This window comes from Leptothoe sp. ISB3NOV94-8A (assembly GCF_043421595.1).
Lineage (GTDB): Bacteria > Cyanobacteriota > Cyanobacteriia > Phormidesmidales > Phormidesmidaceae > Leptothoe > Leptothoe turfae.
Map to the genome: position 1 here is coordinate 4,309,011 of NZ_JAXSQW010000001.1, position 22,857 is coordinate 4,331,867.

The window sequence follows — 22,857 nt, forward strand, 5'->3', positions numbered from 1 at the left end:
ACACAACTGGCTACTGAATCTGATTAACACCCCAACCATAGACTTACTATTTTCTTAATACAAAAGTAGCGGTGTGAAACAACCCTTCACACCGCTACTTTTTATCTATATCAAAACCGGATCCAAGAGAGGCAAAATTTTTGACACTCTTACAGGTTTAAACAACCTAAACGCAACCCAAACCCTAGGGATCTGTCTGCAATGTCTGGGGTTGCAAATAATTAATCATTTGATCAACTCCCCGTTGAATGCGACGAGTCACTGTCATCGGACTCACACCAATGCGTTCAGCCACCTCTTTACGGGAAAGTCCCTTAAAAAAGACAAATTCAATAGCTGAGCGGGTTTTATCCTCTAACTGACTGAGCGCCCGCTGCACTTGCTGACGATCTTCTTCTAGCGCTTGCAGAAGCTGATAATGCATATCCGGCAGGGTATCTCCCAGAGTAATTGTTGAATCAGTTTGATGACAAACAGTAGCGTCTAAACTCAGTGGCATACGATTCTTATTAGCCATTTTCACCTGACGCCACTCTTTAACCGAAATACAAAGGGCTTGAGCCATTTCATGATCAGACGGCTGGCGACCATATTGTCGAAGTAGATCAGCTTGTAGCTTCTGACTAGCCTTTTGCAAATCTTGCCAACGACGAGGAATTTTAACCGTAGATCCGCGATCCCTCAGAAAGTGAAGCATCTCACCTCGAATATAGGGAACCGCAAAAGAACTAAACGCACACCCTTGACTTGGATCAAACCGTTCAATTGCTCGAATCAAACCAAGATAGCCAATCTGCTCAAGGTCTTCATAAGGTTCAGCACACTGATGACTTACACGGTGCGCTATTTTTCGCACTAAACCTGCATTTAAGCGAACTAAATCATTACGCAACTTAATTGATGGCTGTTGTTTATATGCCATCAGCATCTCCATCCCGCGAGATCGAAGCGATGAGGTTTGAGTAGCCATAGTGTACTAAATATCCTGTGTTAGGGCGTTAAATCGTGATTTAAGTACATTGTCGGGATGTTGACTTAAGCCCACCATCGTTGGATTACGGGACTCGGACTATAAATTTCCCGAGAGACTCCGTATATTTACTCTGGCTGTTTAAAGTATTACTTCGAGATAGATATCCCCAACACACCCGGTAGAGTGCACTGATGATATCTAAATCAGTAGATACTCTTAGGAATTATTTATTCATCAAAAATTATCGCCATGTAATTTTTCTTGCCTGATCGCAGCGACATTAATGCACTACAGCCAAACTTTAGACTTATACATATAGTTCTTGGAAAGAACCTAGAACGTTACCTAATCGCTACCTGAAATAATTAACTTTAGAAACTATGTGAGATATAAGCATCATAGACAGTCATATATGCCTATATTCAGCATTCCCATCAAGCTTTGTGTATGTAACTTTTTCTTTAAAAGAAATAATGAATTTAGACCATCCTCGTTACTCACTGAAATTTTGTTGCTCAAAGTTTTGAAGCACACTACAAATTTTTCAGCAGTATCTAGCCATTAATCAAGAAATGCTTTGACCACCGACAAATAGGTTGAAGCATCCTCCAACATGGGAAAATGAGCAGTACCCGGCACTTCTACATACTTAATATGCTTGCTCAAGGACGCCGCCTGACGCCCGAGCTGAGCAGGGGTAATCTTGTCATATTCCCCAGATATCATCAGCGTGGGTACGCTAATAGCTGAAAAGGCCCGAGGCATTGTTTCTGTAGCATGCTTACTGACAGAGGCCTTTAAGGTACCTAAGGCAGTTGCCATATCAGCTTGCAAAAAATCGTTAAGAAATATTTTTTTATCAGGATAAGAAATTTGTTTTTTCAGAAATCGTGCCATAAACATCTGAGGTGCAAAAGGAATATTCGCTAACCATGATGGGCGAAACATCACGACGTAGCTACCAAACCGATGAAAAGCTTGAAAGGCAAGCTCATCATATTCAAAAGCCCCATTGCACGTAAGAATTGCCTTATTCACGCGTTGAGAAAAACGAGTAAGAAAGTAAAGTGCTACTGAAGCCCCCATAGAGTGAGCATTTATAAAGACACGTTCCAGCTCCAAAGCTGTTAATAAACAATTAAGATCATCTGCAAAACTTTCCAGAGCTCCTAAATCAACTGTTGTCTTGACTGCAGCTGCGGATCTACCAAATCCACGCAGATCATATAGCAAACAGTCAAAATCATATTTCATTGCCTGAGCTGTACTTTCCCAATAACGGGCAGATCCTCCCCAGCCATGCAAAAACACTAGAGTTGGGCGACTTCCGGGTGAACCATCGCAAATCCATTCATAGTAATGGTTGACCCCATTAAGCTTTATATAAGCCATATAACCCTCAACACTCAGCTTTATACAGAGTGACATTCAGGCAGACATAAGTCAGGTATTCTCTGGTTTTAATTAATTAAGCAGATTCTGGTTTAGGTAATGAAGAGGGATGCATAAGCAACTCTGCGGTAGAGCGTTTTTCAACCATTTCTCGGGTAATTTGAAAACGCTTCATATCCTTCCTTGAAGGCAGCTCATACATCACATCCAGCATAATTTCTTCAATAATGCTACGCAGTGCTCGTGCACCGGTCTTACGCCGATACCCCTCTTGGGCAATCGCACGAATAGCGTCCGGCTTAAACTCCAAGCTCACATTGTCCATAAGCATGAGCTTCTGAAATTGTTTGACAAGGGCATTTTTAGGCTCTGTCAAAATTGCCATCAATGCTTCTTCATCAAGTGGATTAAGTACGGATATGGCTGGAATTCGGCCAATAAATTCAGGAATCATCCCAAATTTAACAATATCGTCAGCTTCTAAATTTTTGAGGACATCAGCAGCTCTCTTATCACGATTGAACTGTGTTTGAGGTTCTCCTGACCCTTGTACAAAGCCCATAGACTTTTTGCCAATACGCTGCTCAATAATTTTCTCTAAACCAACAAACGCACCACCACAGATAAATAGGATATTACTTGTATCAATCTGAATACAATCTTGGTAGGGATGTTTCCGTCCCCCTTGAGGTGGCACATTGGCAACAGTTCCCTCCAGCATCTTCAAAAGTGCCTGCTGCACACCTTCACCAGACACATCCCTTGTTATTGATGGATTTTCACTTTTACGAGCAATCTTATCAATCTCATCGATATAGATAATGCCGCGCTGAGCTTCTTCTACATCTAAATCTGCGACCTGTAATAACCGCAGCAAAATATTTTCAACATCCTCACCTACGTATCCCGCTTCGGTAAGCGTAGTTGCATCAGCTACAGCAAAGGGAACATCCAAAATTTTTGCTAATGTCTGAGCCAACAAAGTCTTACCTGAACCAGTAGGTCCAATCAAGAGAATATTAGACTTTTGCAGCTCGACATTCTCTTCACCAGGCCCACCCCCCGACTGCACATAACTTAGTCGCTTGTAGTGGTTATAAACTGCAACAGAAAGGACCTTTTTAGCCTCGTGCTGACCAATAACATGCTCATCCAAATAAGCTTTGATATCACGAGGCTTAGGAATTTGGTTTAGGGAAATATGTGACGGCGACTTTCGACTACGCTCAGGTTGCTGCTCTCGTCGAGGTGTCGGAGGAGTCACTGCAGAACTGGAGTCAAACAGTTCCTCATCTAAAATTTCATTACAAAGATCAACGCACTCGTCACAGATATACACACCTGGACCTGCTATTAACTTGCGCACCTGTTCCTGAGACTTCCCGCAAAAGGAACATTTGAGATGGGAGTCATATTTAGACATATCAGCCCTAACCTAGTGCGTTGACATCAAATCGGCGGTTGTATCGCGAGAAATCACGGTATCAATTAAGCCATAGTCAGCAGCCTCAGCAGCAGACATAAAGAAATCACGTTCAGTATCTTCTGCGATTCTGTCCAAAGGCTGCCCAGTGTGACCAGCCAATAGCTCATTTAACCGCTGCTTCAAGTACAAAATTTCCCGAGCCTGAATTTCAATATCAACTGCTTGGCCCTGAGCACCGCCCAGGGGCTGATGAATCATTATGCGGGAACTTGGCAAGGCCATGCGTTTCCCTTTAGCCCCACCAGAAAGCAAAAACGCCCCCATACTAGCAGCTAATCCAAAACAGATGGTCACCACATCCGGACGAATCTGCTGCATAGTATCGTAGATAGCCATCCCTGCGGTAATCGATCCTCCAGGGGAATTGATATATATTTGGACGTCTTTCTCGGGATCTTCGGAATCCAAATATAGCAACTGAGCCACAATTGAATCAGCCAGCGTATCGTCTACACCACTGCCAAGAAATACGATGCGCTCCCTCAGCAGGCGTGAGTAAATATCAAACGCCCGTTCACCTCGACCAGATTGCTCAAGCACTACTGGAAGCATACTTTTTGCTCCGTCAGTGCCACTGGACAACATGTGCCCAGACAAATCTGGTACTGTTGTACTCTGGCAGAGATGAAACATTGATGAATACATATATTGATTAATAGGCTCCCTATACATTATGCCTTATCCCTCAGTTGAGATGTGTGTAGGGAAGGCCCCCATACTCTAGCGAAAACCGACCAATTTCAACAGCCACCTGGCAGGATTTTTTGCAATCCTTTAATTGATTCCAACATTATTGGCAATGCAATCCCTTTCTGGGTAGTAACGCCCGCACCCGGCAACCTTATTATCTCTAAAAGAATTTGATCGGCTTAAGCCATGAGTAAACTCTATGATTGAGAAGGCTAACCTCAATCAATGGTTCTTAAACCAGACGACTATTCTTCCTCCAAAGTAGCCGTTGTTTCAGTGTCAGCTTCTTCATTGGGAGCCAGAGTACCTTCAGGCACAAGCTCAACACTTGCGTTCTCTGAAAGCCAAGTCAAAATCTTTTCCTTAAGAAGATCCTCATTTACCACTTGCTTCAAACGATCTTGATCAATTTTTGTCGGATCGTCTACTTCAGACATCATTTCTTTCATGCGAGTAGTCACAGCATCCTCATCAACGCTGATGGATTCCTGCTTTGCAACTTCTCCCAAAGCAAGCGTGCGACGTAAACGTTCGGTTGCTTCAGGCTTTGCATTTTCACGCATATTTTCGACCAGCTCCTTGGTCAAAAATTTATTGATATCAATACCTTGATTAGACAGCTGCATCACTGTCTGGGTAACGATATGATCTACTTCCCGCTGCAATAAGGTTCTGGGAATTTCTACCTGTAGGTGAGTAACCAGCTCATCTAGAAGGGCTGTTTCTGTATTGGCCTTAGTCGCATCCTCCGCCTCTTTCTTAAAACGCTCTTCCAAGGACTGCTTTAATTCTGCCAGAGTTTCAAATTCACTGACCTCTTGCGCAAGATCATCATCAAGATCAGGGAGTTCGCGCTCCTTCAAGTCATTTAAGGTGATGCTGAAAACAGCAGGTTTACCAGCAAGATCCGCCTGAGGATATTCATCTGGGAATGAAACTTCGACATCTTTAGTTTGGCCCAACTCCATGCCAACAATGCCTTCAACAAATCCTGGAATAAAGCGGCCTTCTTTAATTTCAACCTGAAATTCGCTGGCAGAGCCTCCTTCAAATTCTTCAGGTTCTTTACCGTCTTCAACAATTTTGCCGACGAAATCAACTACAGCGACATCCCCTTCCTGCGCTGTTCGATCTTCGACAGGGACCAGGCTGGCTAGATTTTGCTGATAGCTCTCTAAAGTTTCAGTGATTCGATCCGCACTGTAAGCAATTTCCTCAGCTTTAACCGATAGACCTTGATATTTATCAAGTTCAGCCTGAGGAGGAACATCTACTGATGCGGAAATAGTTAAAACTTTACCTGGCTCAAATTGCTCAATTAAGGATTCGAAACCAGAGCGCAGTTGATAATTGCCTAATGCTTCAATTTTTTCTTGAGAAATCGCCTTATCAATAGCAGTTTGGACTAACTCTTCAAGAGCAGCAGCTTTGAGCCTATTTGCTCCCAACTGCTGTACCAGGATCTGACGAGGCACTTTGCCTTTACGAAACCCAGGGATATTAGCCGTCTTCATATACTTACGTAGCGTCTGCTCATAAGTCTGCTTAGAGATATCTGCAGGAACTTCTATTTCTAAGCCAACCTGGCTATCGGGCAGTTTTTCCTGGGTAACTTTCATTTCGGCTTTTTGTTCTTATTGATTGGGTTGCGCAGCAGGTTTTACCACAAACTGACTTTGTAAAGTTTTGCTCCATTAGAGGGACAGCACTTTTACATCTCAGTCGAGTGCTGTCTTGTGACTCAAGATGCAGCACCATCTTTATTTGGCTAAAGTATCGTGGCTGTGTGAAGAACACCTAAAAAATTCAACGCTCAAAGCATGAGCTGCGAGCGCAGTTAGCTATATTACCTGATTATTCCTATATCGAAGCGTTGACTCTTAGATGCCTTGTTAAGAAGTTTAGCCTTTTTGCTTAATTTCTTACCTGCCCACACCAGCAAGCCGCACTGAATATTAACTATTGGCCAACATTAAGGCAGGGCTAAATGGGTGTAGTATCATAGGCGAGTATTCATGATTGCTATTTGTAAAGCACCCAAGCTTTATTACATGGTGCCTTTAGCTTGGGTGCTTGTAGGCCGGTTGACTTCAACCGGATACAGCCATGGCAAATTGATTTGGGGACATGGGAGCAATTTGTAGGGAGAAGTAAGCTGAACCGCTAATTGTTTTAGGAGTACTAGTGTTTCCCTTTTGGACTGTGTTTGAGTTAGGCTCGAAAACTAACCCATTACTTTTACTGAGTAAGACACAAGGCTGAATAAGACACAAGGGATTATTTGGCAATCTGGCCATTCTAGAGATTCCTGTTTTAGCTTTGGTATCTTTGTATAAATGGAACTCTACTGTATGGTTCAGCGGTGGGCTTAGGGATCTGAAAAGAATTTAGAATTTATTTGTAGGCATTGGCTCGTTCGTTAAAAGTTAAATCAGGCTTATTTTCTATTTAATGATTATTGTTTGTGTGCAAGTTTTATTAATAAATGAGGAGGTTAGATCTTTTGCCTGAAGCGTATCATGTAGCGATTATGGGGGCTACAGGTGCCGTTGGCACCGAACTGCTAGAGCTTTTGGAAGAGCGTAACTTCCCTGTTCAGGAGTTGACTCTTTTAGCTTCTCAGCGCTCGGCTGGGAAGGAGCTATTCTTTAAAGGGAAACCTATTAAGGTTAAAGCTATTAGCGATGTAGATTTTGCTGATATTGACCTAGTCCTTGCCTCTGCCGGGGGTTCTGTTTCTAAAGAATGGGCACCTAAAGCGGCTACAGCAGGTGCTGTTGTTATAGATAACTCTAGTGCGTTTCGCATGGACCCAGATGTCCCTCTTGTGGTACCTGAGGTGAATCCTGAATCTGCGCTCAATCACAAGGGAATCATCGCCAATCCCAATTGCACCACCATATTGATGAGTGTGGCCCTTTGGCCATTACATCAGCATCAACCGATGGAACGCATTGTAGTTGCAACTTATCAATCTGCCAGTGGAGCGGGAGCTCGGGCAATGGAAGAAGTTAAGCAGCAAGCTCAGGCAATATTACAGGGTGAAGAGCCTCCAACTGAGTCATTTCCATATCCACTGGCATTTAACTTGTTCCCTCATAATTCACCACTCAATGACCAGGGATACTGCCAAGAAGAAATGAAGATGGTGAATGAAACTCGTAAGATCTTTGGGGTTCCTGGTTTGCGTGTGAGTGCAACCTGCATAAGGGTCCCGGTTTTACGAGCTCATTCAGAAGCCATAAATATTGAATTCACACAGCCGCTCACGGTGAGTAAGGCGTTAGACCTGTTGCAAACAGCACCTGGTGTAAAGGTAGTTGAAGATTGGCAGACTAATTATTTTCCAATGCCTATGGAAGCTAGCGGTCAGGATGATGTATTAGTTGGTCGAGTTCGTCGTGATCTGTCTCATGATCATGGCTTAGAGCTTTGGCTCAGTGGTGATCAGATACGAAAGGGGGCAGCTCTCAATGCCGTTCAAATCGCTGAACTCTTAGTTAATAAGCAAGCTCTGAAACCAAAGGCCCTAGCCTAGAATGAGTCTGTCATCTTAGTTAGTTGTTAGTCTTCGGAAAGTTAAAAGCTTTATAGTCAAGCCTTATGGGGCGCTTGAGCGGTTAATAGTTTATAGATTCTGTAATGGGAGGTTCCAAACGGCCATGCCAAGTGGCAGGGTTGTCAATTAATCCTTTGAAGATAGGATTTTATTAAGTTTTCTGTATGATGTGATGTAGTGAGGATAGATAGGACGTGACATATTTTGGACGAGTACTCACGGCAATGATTACCCCTTTTGATCAGACAGGAGCCGTCGATTATGAGTCTGCGCAGCGGCTAGCATCCCATCTGGTCAGTCACGGTACAGATACTATCGTTGTATGTGGTACCACAGGAGAATCTCCCACACTTACTTGGGAAGAGGAATACAAGCTGTTTCAAGTCATTAAGGCTGCTATCCAGGGTCACGGCAAAATTATTGCTGGCACTGGCTCGAATAGTACGACAGAGGCTATTGAAGCAACCAAAAAGGCAGCTGAGTTAGAGTTAGATGGGACACTTCAGGTAGTTCCGTACTATAACAAGCCTCCTCAGGCTGGATTACAGAAACATTTTAGTGCGATCGCAAACGCAGTCCCCGACTTACCTGTGATGCTTTACAACATCCCAGGACGCACCGGGCAAAATTTGGCAGCGTCTACCATTGCCAACTTGGCAAAAGTGCCAAATGTCGTCGCTGTCAAAGAAGCTAGTGGTGACTTAGACCAAGTAAGCGAAATTCGTCGGCTGACCGCATCTGATTTTGACATTTATTCCGGGGATGACTCCTTAACGCTACCCATGCTGTCAGTAGGAGCCACAGGTGTTGTCAGTGTTGCCAGCCACCTCGTGGGAGAATCTCTACAGCAAATGATTCAAGCCTATGAGCAGGGTCAAGTGGTGGCAGCGCGGGATATGCATCTTAAATTACTGCCCTTGTTTAAAGCCCTATTCGCAACCACCAATCCCATTTTGATTAAAGCTGCCATGCATATTCAGGGATGGTCTGTAGGTACCTGCCGTTTACCTCTAGGTGAAGCTCCGGCTGAACTCAGCAATGAACTTAAAGGTTTAATGGCTGAATTAGATTTGCTACCCGTAGCCGCTGCATAGACCTAGCACTGCTTCAAATATCTGAAAGCCACAAAACTCAACTGTTTAGATATCTATACCCCTGTAGTTAACGCTTCAGACTTTACAGCACATCTCTACTAAACGTTTTCAGACAATTTTTTTGACCTTTCATTAAGGAACTCATGCGCCAACGATCTAGAACAAGCCAACGATCTAGAACTACTGCAAAAAGTAGCAACCAGTCTGATACTCCTAGAATTAAGGGCACTTCCCCTGTGCCATCTCCCAGTAATACCAAAACAATAGAGAAAGACACTCTTAAAATCATTCCCCTAGGCGGATTACATGAAATTGGTAAAAATACCTGTGTCTTTGAAATTAATGATGAAATCATCCTGGTAGATGCAGGCCTAGCATTTCCATCCGATGAAATGCATGGCGTGAATATCGTGCTACCTGACGTTACCTACCTCAGGGAAAATCATCATAAAATTAAAGGCATGATTGTCACCCACGGTCATGAGGACCATATTGGTGGCATTGCCTTTCATCTGAAGCAGTTTGACATTCCCATTATCTACGGCCCACGGCTGGCTATGGCGCTGCTGGCTGACAAGCTAGAAGAAGCCGGGGTAGCTGATCGAACCGAATTACAAACAGTCCAACCCCGTGACACCGTTAGGCTAGGTCAATCCTTTGTAGTGGAATATATCCGTAATACCCACTCAATGGCCGACAGCTTTACAGTAGCCATTCGCACACCAGCAGGCACTGTTATTCATACAGGTGATTTTAAGATCGACCATACTCCTGTAGATGGTGAATATTTTGATTTCGCCCGATTAGCTGCCTATGGAGAAGAAGGTATTCTGTGCTTAATCAGCGACTCTACAAACGCTGAGGTTCCAGGTCATACCCCTTCTGAACGGTCAGTATTTCCAAACCTAGATCGTGCCTTTAGTGAAGCCAAAGGTCGTCTCATGGTGACGACCTTTGCGTCCTCAGTGCACCGAGTCAACATGCTACTAGAGCTCGCACAAAAGCATAAGCGCTCGGTGTTCGTGGTCGGACGGTCCATGCTCAATGTGATAGCTCATGCCCGCAGCTTGGGTTATATCAAGTGTCCAGACAATTTATTTAAGCCCTTAAACGCCCTGAATGGCTGCCCTGATGAACAGGCAATGATTCTGACAACAGGCTCCCAGGGAGAGCCTATGGCCGCACTTACGCGTATTTCTAATGGTTCCCACCGCCAAATCAGGGTACGTAGCGGAGATACGATTATCTTTTCAGCCAACCCTATCCCTGGCAATACCATAGCAGTCGTCAATACTATTGATAGACTGATGGCTCAGGGTGCTAATGTTATTTACGGCAAGAGACGAGGACTACATGTATCTGGCCATGGTGCTCAAGAAGACCAAAAGTTGATGCTGGCCCTGACTCGCCCGAAATACTTCTTACCTGTCCATGGTGAGCATCGTATGCTAGTTAAGCATGCGGCTACTGCTCAAAGCATGGGGATACCTGCAGAGAACATGGTCGTCATCCAAAACGGCGACATCGTGGCTGTTGATAAAAAGCAAGGTATCCGGATTGCTGGCAAAGTTTCTTCAGGTATTGAATTAGTGGACTCATCCCGCAATGGAATTGTCGGACGGACAGTATTGAAGGAACGTCAGCAGCTAGCAGAAGACGGCATCATTACGATATCGACTACTGTAGACAGTAATGGCAAGTTATTGACCCCTCCTGCAGTACATCTACGCGGTGTGGTTACCAAGCACTCACAGGCCGATTGGGATGCCAAAGTTTACCAAGTAGTCACGGCTGGACTACGGGGTCGTTGGAACGAAGTCATTGATACCTCTGGGAATCAGCGGGTTATTCGATGGGATGGATTACGTTCACGCTTAGAGGAGGAGGTTCGTCATTTTGTCCGGCGTGAGCTCCCCAAACGTTACCCCTTAATTGTTTTCCTCATGCAGCCCATTGATACGACAACGCCTTTGGAACCAGCACAGCCAATAAAAAAACGAGTTGTCGCTGTTTAGTATTAGCTATCTAGTATTAGTAGCAACGTAACTCCAAGTCTTTGAGGTGGATATTGCCATCCACCTCAAAGACTTATTTTTATGGGCTTTAGATATAGCTTGGCGCACATAGTTCACAACATCAGTCATGACTGGAAGCTATGAATAGCAAAAGCTTGACACTCAGCAAACGGCTGAATGTGTTCAGCTGTTTGCTATAAATCTGCATAACGGCAACTATATTTTCTCTGAAAAAATTTAAATAAAAAGTCCAAAATCCTGGCCATATGGGCAGGCTCAAGCTATAATCCATTGCAACTGAAGCTGTCATAGGATAACTACAGAGCTTGTTAGCTGCAGCTCAACCAACGGCGAGTACTGACCAGTTCCGCTTCTGTCAGAACACTTGCGATTGCAACGTACCAGCGACGCTTACGGTCTGTCTGAGGCCCCAGTACTCTAATCGGATTTATCTAAACGTTACTTCTAGCTGCTAAGCAGTGAAGTTTTTGGATTCCTGCGGTTTGCTCTGTAGCCTGCCCATGGCCTCACCAGAGCCCGGTTGACTTTAACTGAGGTGCCAGAGGGTTTAGGTTAGGGCGGCTGTCTTAGATTTGAAGGATTAATCGTTGAGCTTACGTAAGCCGACCCCGGTGAATATGGGTTGGCTACATGGGTTTTTGAGGAAATTGGATGCCTAAGCAGATCATTATTGCGGAGCAGCATCGTACTGCCGCCGTTTTTTCGGAAGATCAAATTCAAGAGTTAATTGTGGCTACCGGTAGCCACCAGGTTGGAGATATCTATGTAGGTACGGTTGAAAACGTGCTGTCAGGCATTGATGCCGCTTTCATTAATATTGGTGATAGTGAGCGCAATGGCTTTATGCATGTGTCCGACCTTGGGCCACTAAAACTAAAGAGAGCTCCGGGGCCTATTACTGAGTTAGTTGCACCTAAGCAGAAAGTGCTGGTGCAAATTATGAAGGAGCCTACAGGAAATAAAGGTCCTCGACTGACTGGGAAAATCACTCTCCCAGGACGATATCTGGTGTTAATGCCCTATGGCAGAGGGGTTAACCTATCTAGACGAATTCGTAATGAGGCTGAGCGCCATAGGCTACGGGCTTTAGGTATCTTGACAAAGCCACCAGGTATGGGGCTACTGGTACGTACTGAAGCTGAGGGCGTATCTGAAGAAGCTATTATTGAAGATTTGGAAGCGTTGCAAAAACGCTGGGAGATGATTCAGCAAGAAGCCATGGCCACCAGACCACCAGCCTTGCTGAATCGGGACGATGATTTTATTCAGCGGGTTTTACGGGATGTTTACAATGCAGACGTCAATCGCATTGTAACTGACTCAGATATCGGTATGCAGCGGGTGAAACAACACCTATCAAGCTGGAGTGATGGTCGCTTACCAGCTGGAGTATTGGTCGATCATCACCGAACTGAGTCTCCGCCGATTCTAGAATACTTCCGCGTTAATGCAGCAATTCGTGAAGCGTTAAAGCCACGAGTCGATCTGCCATCTGGTGGATATATCATTATTGAGCCCACTGAAGCTTTAACCGTCATTGACGTTAACTCTGGATCATTTACTCGATCAGCAACTGCACGGGAAACCGTTCTTTGGACTAATTGTGAAGCGGCTGTGGAAATTGCCCGACAGCTACGTCTGCGGAATGTGGCAGGCGTTATTGTGATCGATTTTATCGACATGGAATCCCGGCGTGATCAAATGCAAGTCCTAGAGCATTTTGGTAAGGCACTACAGGCTGATAAGGCCCGTCCTCAAATTTCCCAGCTATCTGAACTAGGACTGGTAGAGCTGACTCGAAAACGTCAAGGCCAGAATATTTACGAGTTATTTAGCTGCCCTTGTACCGCCTGTGGTGGACTGGGTCATCTTGCTCAGTTACCGGGCGAAGCTCCTGTAGAAGTGCAACAATCAGCAGTAGCGAGTCGTGTTGTACCGATGCCAAGTGTTCGTATGGCACGCCAAGAACGTTCGGATAGCTTGGAGCCCGAGCAAAATCTGAAGTCTCTCGATTTGGTCAATCATCCTGACTATCACGATAAAGGTAACGGTCGCAGCAGCCGCCGCCGCCGTCGTCGTGGCAATGATAGCCCCAGCAGCACTCGCAGCGGTCGGTCAATCACAACTCCACCTAAATTAGTCAATAACGGCAGCAACGTCAGCTCTATTGTTGGTTCTGCTCCTATTTTGGCCACTAATGGAGACAGTTCCCGAGACGAGCTATCGACAACAGAGACAACCTCAACTCGTGGTAAACGTTCTCGTGGACGTGGACGTAAACCCGAAGTGCCCCCTCAGGTGGTAACCGTCGCCCTGACCCCTAATGAACAAAGAATCTATGCAGAAATGGGGATTTCTCCTTTGGTGTTAAGCCAGGAGGAAATCCAAGATACAAAAAACGTAGTGGTATCTGTCGTACTTCCTGGAGAGACTTCTACATCAGTGGATTCCAGTCAACTTCAGCCTGAACACTTTGATACTATGCTGGTTAAGAGTTTAGGGTCTGAGGAGACTCAAACTGATATGACTAGCGTGTCTGCTGAGGTTACTGATTCAATCAGTACAGATGCTCCGCTAAGTACACCAGACCAGTCTGATGTTGTCCCTGAGGATATTACTGAAGCTTCTCAAAATTCACCAGAATCAGAAGAACCTGAAACACCTCCCACTCGTCGCCGTCGCCGTCGCCGCTCGTCTGCCACGGTGGGCTAGGGTTCCACATGGCAACGGCTGGTGTAGATGAGGTTGGGCGTGGAGCTCTTTTTGGTCCTGTAGTGGCTGCGGCCGTTATACTACGGCCTGATTTGGAATTATGGCTGCAGGAGCAAGGGGTAACAGATAGTAAGGCCCTCACGCCCAAAAAACGTCAACACCTAGTGCCTAGGATTCAATCAGCTTCTGTGGATAGTCAAATTGGCTGGGTTTCAGTTCACCGCATTGATCAGATAAATATCCTACAGGCCTCATTGCAAGCCATGCGGCAAGCAATTGGGCGATTATCACCTCAACCAACACAATGCCTGGTGGATGGGAACCAGATGATTCCCGAACTAAGGATAGAACAAAAAACAGTGGTTAAAGGAGACCAATCAGTGGTTGCGATCGCAGCTGCTAGTATCATTGCCAAGGTTTGGCGAGATACACTGATCATCCGCTTATCACACCGTTATCCAGGATACGATCTTGCATCTAATAAAGGTTATGGCAGCCCTAAACATCTAGCTGGTTTACAAAAACTAGGGCCTACGCGATACCATCGCCGCTCTTTCAAAAGTTGCCAACAACTATCACTACTAGAGTGACTAATATGCGCTCTAGCTCAAGTTAGGGGATTAAGTGCGGTTATCGTAGCTGATGAGACGACGCCAGTACACCTGTAGACCACCCGCGGTATTCATGGATTAAACGCCGCTGCAACCGCTGTTTAATCGTACTTAAAATACTATTAGCAATAGTATTTCCCGTCGACTCTAGCAAAGGTTTTGGAGTCAACTGGAAGGCAGCAGGTAAATCAATGCTGATATCTAGCTCAGCATTGCCCGAAACACCAGAATTATCTGGACGTGCGGCCAGCCAGCCTTGCAGTTTGAACGAAAACCTTCGATTGAGTGCAGCTTGCTGTCGGAGCCGACAGGAGTCTGAATAAATCACTACTTCACCAGCATCATTGGGATAAATCTGAACATCTGCCACGGGTTCCAACGTCAGCATCAAAAATTTGATGGAGCGCATACTAAATTGGAAAGTATGACGTCCCAAGACTTTAATTTGGCTAGGATCTGCAAGGGCATACACCAATCGATCAGTATTTCTTAAATACTGATGAATCGGCACAGGAGCTGGGGATATAGCGATTTCTACAGACTGCGACGCACGCAAATGAACCATTAGCCAATTTCACCCCAAGGTCGCATCGTACACATAAAATGTCCGTAGCATGAACAGCATCGCAGGCCATCACCCCTTGCCGTCATACCCCTCAACAATCATTTTGCTTAAAAGTTATTAAGCTAACTCTAACACCTTTATTTCAGCGGTCGCTGACGCCCTCTATATATTTTCTAGATGACTTCTATTGCGCACTTAGGACCAGCAGGGAGCTACTCTGAATTGGCGGCTACTAACTATGCACATTGGCTCAAGACACACCGTAATGAGGTACCGCCGACCCTAAAGCCCTACAGTACCATTTCTAAAGCTATTCAAGCCGCTGCAGCTGGTGAAACTGATACCGCTGTAGTTCCCATTGAAAATTCTATTGGTGGAAGTGTACGCGATACCCTAGACATGTTATGGGAATTAGACAGTTTAAAGATTCAAAATAACCTGGTAATTCCTATTCACCACGCTCTATTGTCTCAGGCCACAAGTCTAGACTTGATTAAAACAGTCTATTCTCATCCGCAGGCCCTGACTCAATGCCAAAAATGGCTTGCCACTAATGTGCCAAACGCTCTACAGATAGCAACAAGTTCAACAACTGAAGCTTTGCCTAAACTATCTGAAAATAAGACGTTTGCAGCAATCTCTCCCCTATGGGCAGCTAAGCTATATAACATCCCAACATTAGCAGATCCCATTAATGACACCCCCGATAATGCAACCCGCTTTTGGGTTCTAGGTCAGAGCCTGATAAACCATGGCAGTCACACATCCCTAGCATTTAGACTGCCAGACAATACCCCAGGCGCTCTACTTAAACCACTCCAGCTATTTGCCACTCAAGGAATCAACATGAGTCGTATCGAATCACGTCCTACCAAGCTAGCTTTAGGAGACTACCGATTTTTTATTGATATTGAAGCTAGCTTGGATGATCCAAACACCCAAGCAGCTTTACAACTACTCAAAAACTGCACTAAAAGCTTAAAAGTTTTTGGTAGCTACAAAGAAATTAAAGCCCAAATTTTATGAGTAAATTAATACCTATACCGACATCAAAGCTTACGAAGGACTATCCTCAGGAAGAACATCTTTCAAGGCAGTACGAGCAGCTAAATGATTACGCGTAGACGTTAAGATATCAGCCTCACGCTCCAAACGTTGAGCTGTATTCTGCATTTCTAGGAGTTGTTGTTGCTCTCTGGCTACACCATGTAGCGTACTGGCAATCCAGTAGGACAAATCTAAGGGCAATTCCGGTACACTCTCAGGAAACTCAATCTCTTGACTTGTAAGCTTGGATGAAAGATGAACAACATCTCGAAGCAGTTGATCTACCTCAGATGCTAACGGTGATAAATCTTTATCCGCAGCTTCATCCTCAACCCACTCAACCAGACCTACTCGATAAGGTTTTTCACGAACATAATCTAAAACACGGAACCTCTGATGCCCCATGGTTAATATTTTCATTCGATCATCAGGCAGACGCTGAAAGTGAATCACCTCAGCACAGCAACCAACTTTCGAAATTTCACCACTATCAGGATCAATCATCAATACACCAAAACGACGATCCGACTGTAGGATCGTATTCATCATGATGCGATAGCGAAACTCAAATATATGGAGAGGTAAATGCCTACCAGGAAAGAGAACCAACTCAGGCAATGGGAACAAGGGTAGCTCTCGGACAGCGACTGATGAAGCAGAATCCATTATGGCAGGTAGGAGATACTTTGCAGCAAACACCCCATAGGACAACCAAATAATGGCATGTCTACCAGATGCAGCATGCTTATTCTAACCTATCCACCCATTTCAAACAGCCCTAGACACAGGATATGCAGAAGTAATACCTGAGCAGCTCAAAAACTCATGCCCAGGCATATACTCTTAGATCCACCATCAAGTTATTACACAAAAACCAGCGCAATAACTAACTACAGAACTAATATTAGAAGACTAAAGCTTAACTTCAATATCTACACCAGCAGGTAAATCCAACTTCATCAAAGCATCAATGGTCTTTGAAGTTGGCTGATATATATCAATAATACGTCGATGGGTGCGGGTTTCAAAGTGCTCGCGCGAGTCTTTATTTACGTGGGGAGAGCGGAGTACACAATAAATTTTGCGCTTAGTAGGTAAAGGGATTGGACCAATCGCTGTTGCATTAGTGCGATTTGCCGTGTCTACAATCTTTTCGCACGAAGTGTCCAGGAGACGACGATCGAAAGCTTTTAAACGAATGCGAATTTTTTGCTGCTGAATAGTAGCCATTACGACTAAAGTATCCTTTAATTATCAAGGTTCACAGGCCTTACGACCAAGGGAACGAAGAAGGCATTGAGAATGCCCTCTTCGTATTAATCTAAAACAGATTACTCAGTAATAATTACTCAGTGATCTTAGAAACTACGCCGGCACCAACAGTACGTCCACCCTCACGAATAGCGAAACGCATACCTTCTTCAACCGCTACAGGGTTAATTAGCTCCACGTTCATCTTGATGCGGTCACCAGGCATAACCATTTCAGCAGCACTGCCATCGTCAGCAGTGAAGCTAGCAATAGAACCAGTTACATCAGTGGTACGCACGTAGAACTGAGGCTTATAACCGGGGAAGAAGGGAGTATGACGGCCACCCTCTTCCTTATTTAGAACGTAAACCTCAGCCTCAAACTTAGTGTGAGGAGTGATACTGCCAGGCTTCGCTAACACCATACCGCGTAGAATGTCTTCTTTTTGAATACCACGCAATAAAACACCAACGTTGTCACCAGCCATACCTTCATCTAAGGTCTTCTGGAACATCTCAACGCCTGTAACTGTGCTCTGAGTAGTGTCACGGATACCAACAATCTCAATTGTTTCACCGACTTTAACCTTACCACGCTCGATTCGGCCAGTAGCTACAGTACCACGACCAGTAATAGAGAAAACGTCCTCAACAGCCATCAAGAAAGGCTTGTCAACATCACGCTCGGGAGCAGGAATGTATTCATCCACCTGATTCATCAGGTCATGAATTTTATCTACCCATTCATCCTCGCCCTTGCCAATACTACTATTCGCCTGCAATGCCTCAACAGCCTTCAACGCAGAGCCTGCAACGATAGGAATATCATCACCAGGGAAATCATAGGAACTGAGCAACTCACGAACTTCTAGCTCAACCAGCTCAAGTAGTTCCTCATCATCTACCTGGTCTTGCTTATTTAAGAAAACGACGATGTGAGGTACGCCAACCTGCTTGGAAAGCAGAATATGCTCACGGGTCTGAGGCATAGGGCCATCAGCTGCAGAGCAAACCAAGATAGCACCATCCATCTGGGCTGCACCTGTAATCATATTTTTCACATAGTCTGCGTGTCCGGGGCAGTCTACGTGGGCATAGTGACGGTTTTCGGTTTCGTACTCTACGTGAGCAGTATTGATCGTAATACCCCGCGCCTTTTCCTCAGGAGCAGCATCAATATCCTCGTAGTTACGAGCTTTAGCACTACCAGCTGCTGCCAAGGTCATAGTGATCGCAGCTGTCAGCGTGGTTTTACCGTGGTCAACGTGGCCAATGGTGCCGATGTTAACGTGGGGTTTGCTTCTTTCAAACTTTTCGCGTGCCATGTATTTTACTGTGTCCCTAAACTAACTTATGCGTTCCCTTTGTTTCTAGCGATAACCGCATCAGCCACGTTGCGCGGAACTTCCGCATAGTGGCTAAACTCCATAGAGAATATGCCTCGACCCTGAGTCTTTGAACGAATGTCAGTGGCATAGCCAAACATTTCAGCCAAAGGTACGTTTGCACTTACCTTGGCAAGTCCGCTCTCAGACCCCATACCCTCAATCTGGCCTCGACGAGAGTTAAGGTCTCCCATAATGTCACCGAGAAACTCATCAGGAGCTTCAACTTCGATTTTCATCATAGGTTCCAGTAATACTGGAGAAGCCTTCGTGACTGCATCCTGAATAGCCATCGATCCAGCGATCTTAAAGGCCATTTCAGACGAGTCCACATCGTGGTAAGAACCATCAACCAGTGTGACTTTAAGGTCGATCACGGGATACCCAGCTAGAATACCAGATTCGCACTTTTCTTTCATGCCAGCTTCAGCAGGGCCAATGTATTCCTTGGGCACCGTACCACCAACAATCTTAGATTCGAACTTGAATCCGGAGCCTTCTTCCCCTGGTTCAACATCAATCACTACATGACCAAACTGGCCCTTACCTCCACTTTGACGCACAAACTTACCTTCAGTGGTAACCGCCTTGCGAATAGTTTCACGATAGGCAACCTGGGGTGCGCCAATGTTTGCTTCTACCTTGAATTCTCGCTTCATACGATCCACGAGAATATCCAGGTGAAGCTCCCCCATTCCTGCAATCACTGTCTGATTCGTCTCAGGGTCTGTAAACACCCTGAATGTGGGATCTTCCTCAGACAGCGACTGTAAAGCTTTAGCCAGCTTTTCCATATCTTGCTTGGTTTTAGGTTCCACAGCAACGGATATGACGGGTTCCGGCACGAATAAGGACTCTAACACAATCGGGTTATCAGTGGTACAGATTGTGTCACCGGTAGTGGTGTCCTTGAGGCCTAATACAGCACCAAGATCGCCAGCTCGTAGTTCCCCAACTTCGATACGTTCGTCCGCCTTAAGGACAATTAAGCGAGAAACTCGCTCTTTTTTATCCTTAGTGGCGTTATAAACGTAGCTACCTTTAGTCAAAACACCAGAGTACATTCGAATAAATGTCAGTCGCCCATAGGGATCTGACATAATTTTGAATGCTAAAGCAGAGAGTGGACCATCATCCTCAGGTGGTCTTTCACCCATTTCCCCATTAGGCAATGTTCCTTGGATAGGCGGTATATCCAAAGGAGAGGGTAAATAGTTAACCACTGCATCTAACAGAAGCTGAACACCCTTATTTTTAAATGCTGAACCACAGAGCATGGGGACCAAGCCACCACTAGTCACCCCTGTACGCACCGCATTAGTAATTTCTTGAGCGGTTAATGCCTCCCCCTCAAGATATCTTTCCATAAGAGCATCATCAGTTTCAGCGATCGCCTCAATGAGTAGTGTCCGGTACTCCTCTGCCTGTTCCCGAAGCTCTTCAGGAATATCAACCTCCTCAATGTCTGTACCTAAATCATTGGCATAGATGTGAGCCCGCATCTTTACCAAATCCACGACGCCGCGAAATTTATCCTCAGCACCGATGGGAATCTGAATAGGAACTGCATTAGCCTTAAGACGTTCGCAAACTTGTTCGTAAACTCGAAAAAAATCAGCCCCGGTACGGTCCATCTTGTTGACAAACGCAATTCGAGGAACGTTATAACGATCAGCTTGACGCCAAACAGTTTCTGACTGAGGCTGCACCCCACCTACTGAATCAAAAACAACGATAACACCATCAAGAACACGCATTGAGCGCTCTACTTCAATAGTGAAATCCACGTGACCGGGTGTATCAATGATGTTTATCTGGTGGTCGCGCCAGCTAGTACTAATAGCAGCAGCAGTAATCGTGATACCCCGTTCCTGCTCTTGCTCCATCCAGTCAGTAACAGCATTACCGTCGTGAACCTCTCCAATCTTATGGACAACACCAGAATAAAAGAGGATACGTTCAGTTGTCGTGGTTTTACCCGCATCAACGTGAGCGGCAATCCCAATATTTCTAACTTTTTCTAAGGGAGAGGTGCGTGCCATGGCAATAACCTTCAAACAACATAGCTGAAGAAAGTCGTATCGTTACGCTTAGGCCAAGTAGGCCAAGCTTGACTCAAAAATCAATAACGATAGTGGGCAAAAGCTTTATTGGCTTCTGCCATTCGATGAGTCTCTTCACGCTTACGAACAGCACCACCTGTTTCATTGGCCGCATCCATAAGTTCATTCGCAAGCTTAATAGCCATACTCTTACCAGCGCGCTGACGAGCAAACTGAGAAATCCAACGCAAAGATAGAGCAGTGCCTCGATCGGCGCGCACTTCCATAGGAACTTGGTAAGTAGCACCACCTACACGTCGCGCCTTCACCTCGACCAAGGGAGTGGTGTTACGTACGGCCTGCTCGAAAACCTCTAAAGGTTCATTTCCAGTACGTTCTTCAATGATTTTAAAGGCTCCGTAAACAATACGGAGTGCCAGGGATTTCTTACCGCTCACCATGATGCGTCGAACCATCATGCTGACCAGTCGGCTGCTATATACAGAATCAGGTGGAACAACGCGCTTCTGAGCGCTCGAACGACGAGACATATTAATCCTTTAATAGACTATGAGTTGAGTGCTAAGAGTTGAACAGCTTCAACAATAGCTAGCTAGAGAGTCTGTGGCGGATACACTAGCAAACGCACTGCAACTACACGAAAGCCTAGGGCCACACCTGCCCACCTCCCGTAGTGCGCTGCCGCAGAACCGTTACTCCTTAGGACGCTTAGCGCCATATTTGGAACGACCTTGACGGCGATCCTTCACCCCAGCAGTATCCAGGGTGCCGCGGATAATGTGGTAACGAACACCAGGAAGATCCTTAACACGCCCGCCGCGAATCATGACAACGGAGTGCTCCTGCAAATTGTGTCCAATACCTGGAATGTAGGCAGTCACTTCAAAACCAGACGTTAGTCGAACTCTAGCTACCTTACGCAACGCAGAATTAGGCTTCTTAGGCGTTGTGGTGTAGACACGAGTACAAACTCCACGACGCTGAGGGCAACTCTTCAGCGCTGGGGATTTGGTCTTTTTCTGAGCGTTACTGCGCTCACTCCGAATGAGCTGTTGAATAGTTGGCATACTGAGAAAGGCAAATGCCTATTGCTTCGAAGTTTTCACAAGACCCCATCGTATCGATTTCGAGGCTTTATTGTCAATATTTTTCTGATTACTTTTGAGGGAAAGCTGAGTCGAATCTGGACTTGTTTGGACGCAGCTCTGAATATTGAGCAGATAGAGTGAAGGGCAGTCCAAACCGATACAGCAAGCCCAGGTAGGATTTGTCTGCCTGGGCCTGCTGTATAAAGATTAGATATCTGTGTTGTCAGCTGCCATTAATGGCTCAAACTGAATTTACTTGCTGTCTGTGCGAGCATAGTCATCCTGAAAACGGATGATGTCATCTTCGCCCAAGTACTCACCATTCTGTACTTCAATAAGTACAAGAGGGATAACGCCTGAATTCTCTAATCGGTGGGCGGTACAAGCAGGTACATAGGTGGACTGATTTGTGCAAAGAAGAATCTCCTGATCGCCACAAGTTACTTTGGCGGTACCGGACACCACAATCCAGTGCTCACTACGGTGGTGGTGCATCTGTAAACTCAGACGATGACCAGGCTGAACCTCAATACGTTTGATTTTGTAGCCCTTACCCTCTTCAAGGACGGTGAAAGACCCCCAAGGACGGGTGTCACTGATGGGAGTATCTCTGATAGTGGTCAAGCTCTCTTTATTTTCCTGAGTAGATGATTTAGGACGATCTTGAGTTTGGACCATGATTATAGTTCCTGTTTGGGAAAGTACAGATACGGATAGTGGCTACGATTTTTAATGGCGGACCCTGTAGGAATTGCCAAGGCCAAAGAAAACTTAGCCTGCCAGTAGCTGAGCAGTAGCAGTAGGCGTAATAACTTCGCTGATACAATCAGCACAAGGTTTGAATACCGGTTTAGTTACCGTAGGTATTAAGGATCTACAGGGATTTTTTAATGCATCGCTTCCCTA

Annotated in this window: 19 protein-coding genes; 6 read left to right on the forward strand and 13 right to left on the reverse strand. The window is 45.3% G+C overall.

Going from position 1 to position 22,857, the window contains the following annotated elements; all coding sequences use genetic code 11:
- Positions 1 to 184: 184 nt before the first annotated feature.
- The 5 genes from SPB21_RS18160 to tig all read right to left on the reverse strand — a co-directional run bounded on the left by SPB21_RS18160 (position 185) and on the right by tig (position 6,160).
- Entirely contained in the window at positions 185 to 970 is a 786-nt protein-coding gene (locus SPB21_RS18160) for an RNA polymerase sigma factor SigF (RefSeq protein ID WP_006515817.1), read from the reverse strand.
- Positions 971 to 1,534: 564 nt separating this feature from the next.
- The gene (locus tag SPB21_RS18165; RefSeq protein WP_163661553.1) at positions 1,535 to 2,365 is read right to left on the reverse strand and encodes an alpha/beta fold hydrolase; all 831 of its coding nucleotides are present in this window, start codon (positions 2,363 to 2,365) and stop codon (positions 1,535 to 1,537) included.
- Positions 2,366 to 2,441: 76 nt separating this feature from the next.
- Entirely contained in the window at positions 2,442 to 3,788 is a 1,347-nt protein-coding gene (gene clpX / locus SPB21_RS18170) for an ATP-dependent protease ATP-binding subunit ClpX (protein WP_163661555.1), read from the reverse strand.
- A gap of 12 nt (positions 3,789 to 3,800) precedes the next feature.
- Positions 3,801 to 4,436, reverse strand: a complete 636-nt coding sequence (gene clpP, locus SPB21_RS18175) for an ATP-dependent Clp endopeptidase proteolytic subunit ClpP (protein WP_036018558.1) — start codon at positions 4,434 to 4,436, stop codon at positions 3,801 to 3,803.
- Between the two features lie 350 nt (positions 4,437 to 4,786).
- The gene (tig, locus tag SPB21_RS18180; RefSeq protein WP_499867352.1) at positions 4,787 to 6,160 is read right to left on the reverse strand and encodes a trigger factor; all 1,374 of its coding nucleotides are present in this window, start codon (positions 6,158 to 6,160) and stop codon (positions 4,787 to 4,789) included.
- An 884-nt stretch (positions 6,161 to 7,044) separates the two neighbouring features.
- Here tig and SPB21_RS18185 point away from each other — a divergent pair.
- From SPB21_RS18185 to SPB21_RS18205, 5 genes are all read left to right on the forward strand, one after another.
- On the forward strand, positions 7,045 to 8,079 hold the full coding sequence (locus SPB21_RS18185; RefSeq protein WP_499867353.1) for an aspartate-semialdehyde dehydrogenase: 1,035 nt from the start codon (positions 7,045 to 7,047) through the stop codon (positions 8,077 to 8,079).
- 215 nt (positions 8,080 to 8,294) lie between these two features.
- Positions 8,295 to 9,194, forward strand: a complete 900-nt coding sequence (gene dapA / locus SPB21_RS18190) for a 4-hydroxy-tetrahydrodipicolinate synthase (RefSeq protein ID WP_499867354.1) — start codon at positions 8,295 to 8,297, stop codon at positions 9,192 to 9,194.
- A gap of 143 nt (positions 9,195 to 9,337) precedes the next feature.
- On the forward strand, positions 9,338 to 11,209 hold the full coding sequence (locus SPB21_RS18195) for a ribonuclease J (protein WP_499059329.1): 1,872 nt from the start codon (positions 9,338 to 9,340) through the stop codon (positions 11,207 to 11,209).
- Positions 11,210 to 11,881: 672 nt separating this feature from the next.
- Positions 11,882 to 13,942: a ribonuclease E gene (gene rne, locus SPB21_RS18200; RefSeq protein ID WP_163661802.1), complete on the forward strand. Its 2,061-nt coding sequence runs from the start codon at positions 11,882 to 11,884 to the stop codon at positions 13,940 to 13,942.
- An 8-nt stretch (positions 13,943 to 13,950) separates the two neighbouring features.
- Entirely contained in the window at positions 13,951 to 14,532 is a 582-nt protein-coding gene (locus SPB21_RS18205; RefSeq protein ID WP_163696644.1) for a ribonuclease HII, read from the forward strand.
- 40 nt (positions 14,533 to 14,572) lie between these two features.
- On the opposite strand, the gene SPB21_RS18210 is transcribed toward SPB21_RS18205, so the two are convergent.
- Positions 14,573 to 15,118 carry a DUF1997 domain-containing protein gene (locus tag SPB21_RS18210; RefSeq protein WP_499867355.1) on the reverse strand — a complete coding sequence of 182 codons (546 nt, stop codon included), beginning with the start codon at positions 15,116 to 15,118 and terminating at the stop codon, positions 14,573 to 14,575.
- 177 nt (positions 15,119 to 15,295) lie between these two features.
- On the opposite strand from SPB21_RS18210, the gene pheA reads away from it, so the two are divergent.
- Positions 15,296 to 16,144: a prephenate dehydratase gene (pheA, locus tag SPB21_RS18215; protein ID WP_499867356.1), complete on the forward strand. Its 849-nt coding sequence runs from the start codon at positions 15,296 to 15,298 to the stop codon at positions 16,142 to 16,144.
- Positions 16,145 to 16,174: 30 nt separating this feature from the next.
- Here pheA and SPB21_RS18220 read toward each other — a convergent pair whose 3' ends face one another.
- The 7 genes from SPB21_RS18220 to SPB21_RS18250 all read right to left on the reverse strand — a co-directional run bounded on the left by SPB21_RS18220 (position 16,175) and on the right by SPB21_RS18250 (position 22,629).
- Positions 16,175 to 16,831, reverse strand: coding sequence for an LON peptidase substrate-binding domain-containing protein (locus SPB21_RS18220; protein WP_163661810.1), 657 nt, complete (start codon positions 16,829 to 16,831; stop codon positions 16,175 to 16,177).
- Between the two features lie 246 nt (positions 16,832 to 17,077).
- Positions 17,078 to 17,395, reverse strand: coding sequence for a 30S ribosomal protein S10 (gene rpsJ, locus SPB21_RS18225; protein WP_006515830.1), 318 nt, complete (start codon positions 17,393 to 17,395; stop codon positions 17,078 to 17,080).
- Between the two features lie 115 nt (positions 17,396 to 17,510).
- Complete coding sequence (tuf, locus tag SPB21_RS18230) at positions 17,511 to 18,740, reverse strand: elongation factor Tu (RefSeq protein WP_163661812.1); 1,230 nt, start codon at positions 18,738 to 18,740, stop codon at positions 17,511 to 17,513.
- A 26-nt stretch (positions 18,741 to 18,766) separates the two neighbouring features.
- Positions 18,767 to 20,842 (reverse strand): elongation factor G, encoded by a 2,076-nt coding sequence (fusA, locus tag SPB21_RS18235; protein WP_163661815.1) that lies wholly within the window; start codon positions 20,840 to 20,842, stop codon positions 18,767 to 18,769.
- Positions 20,843 to 20,922: 80 nt separating this feature from the next.
- Positions 20,923 to 21,393 carry a 30S ribosomal protein S7 gene (rpsG, locus tag SPB21_RS18240; RefSeq protein WP_163661816.1) on the reverse strand — a complete coding sequence of 157 codons (471 nt, stop codon included), beginning with the start codon at positions 21,391 to 21,393 and terminating at the stop codon, positions 20,923 to 20,925.
- Positions 21,394 to 21,555: 162 nt separating this feature from the next.
- A complete protein-coding gene (rpsL, locus tag SPB21_RS18245) occupies positions 21,556 to 21,930 on the reverse strand; it encodes a 30S ribosomal protein S12 (protein WP_006515834.1) in 375 nt (124 codons plus the stop codon).
- A gap of 273 nt (positions 21,931 to 22,203) precedes the next feature.
- Positions 22,204 to 22,629: a phosphomannose isomerase type II C-terminal cupin domain gene (locus SPB21_RS18250; RefSeq protein ID WP_163661818.1), complete on the reverse strand. Its 426-nt coding sequence runs from the start codon at positions 22,627 to 22,629 to the stop codon at positions 22,204 to 22,206.
- Positions 22,630 to 22,857: the final 228 nt, after the last annotated feature.

Coding starts and splice junctions, on each gene's coding strand:
- SPB21_RS18160 (WP_006515817.1), bottom strand. CDS start 970: ATGGCTACTCAAACCTCATCGCTTCGATCTCGCGGGATGGAGATGCTG.
- SPB21_RS18165 (WP_163661553.1), bottom strand. CDS start 2,365: ATGGCTTATATAAAGCTTAATGGGGTCAACCATTACTATGAATGGATT.
- clpX (WP_163661555.1), bottom strand. CDS start 3,788: ATGTCTAAATATGACTCCCATCTCAAATGTTCCTTTTGCGGGAAGTCT.
- clpP (WP_036018558.1), bottom strand. CDS start 4,436: ATGTTGTCCAGTGGCACTGACGGAGCAAAAAGTATGCTTCCAGTAGTG.
- tig (WP_499867352.1), bottom strand. CDS start 6,160: ATGAAAGTTACCCAGGAAAAACTGCCCGATAGCCAGGTTGGCTTAGAA.
- SPB21_RS18195 (WP_499059329.1), top strand. CDS start 9,338: ATGCGCCAACGATCTAGAACAAGCCAACGATCTAGAACTACTGCAAAA.
- rne (WP_163661802.1), top strand. CDS start 11,882: ATGCCTAAGCAGATCATTATTGCGGAGCAGCATCGTACTGCCGCCGTT.
- SPB21_RS18205 (WP_163696644.1), top strand. CDS start 13,951: ATGGCAACGGCTGGTGTAGATGAGGTTGGGCGTGGAGCTCTTTTTGGT.
- SPB21_RS18210 (WP_499867355.1), bottom strand. CDS start 15,118: ATGGTTCATTTGCGTGCGTCGCAGTCTGTAGAAATCGCTATATCCCCA.
- pheA (WP_499867356.1), top strand. CDS start 15,296: ATGACTTCTATTGCGCACTTAGGACCAGCAGGGAGCTACTCTGAATTG.
- SPB21_RS18220 (WP_163661810.1), bottom strand. CDS start 16,831: ATGGATTCTGCTTCATCAGTCGCTGTCCGAGAGCTACCCTTGTTCCCA.
- rpsJ (WP_006515830.1), bottom strand. CDS start 17,395: ATGGCTACTATTCAGCAGCAAAAAATTCGCATTCGTTTAAAAGCTTTC.
- tuf (WP_163661812.1), bottom strand. CDS start 18,740: ATGGCACGCGAAAAGTTTGAAAGAAGCAAACCCCACGTTAACATCGGC.
- fusA (WP_163661815.1), bottom strand. CDS start 20,842: ATGGCACGCACCTCTCCCTTAGAAAAAGTTAGAAATATTGGGATTGCC.
- rpsG (WP_163661816.1), bottom strand. CDS start 21,393: ATGTCTCGTCGTTCGAGCGCTCAGAAGCGCGTTGTTCCACCTGATTCT.
- rpsL (WP_006515834.1), bottom strand. CDS start 21,930: ATGCCAACTATTCAACAGCTCATTCGGAGTGAGCGCAGTAACGCTCAG.
- SPB21_RS18250 (WP_163661818.1), bottom strand. CDS start 22,629: ATGGTCCAAACTCAAGATCGTCCTAAATCATCTACTCAGGAAAATAAA.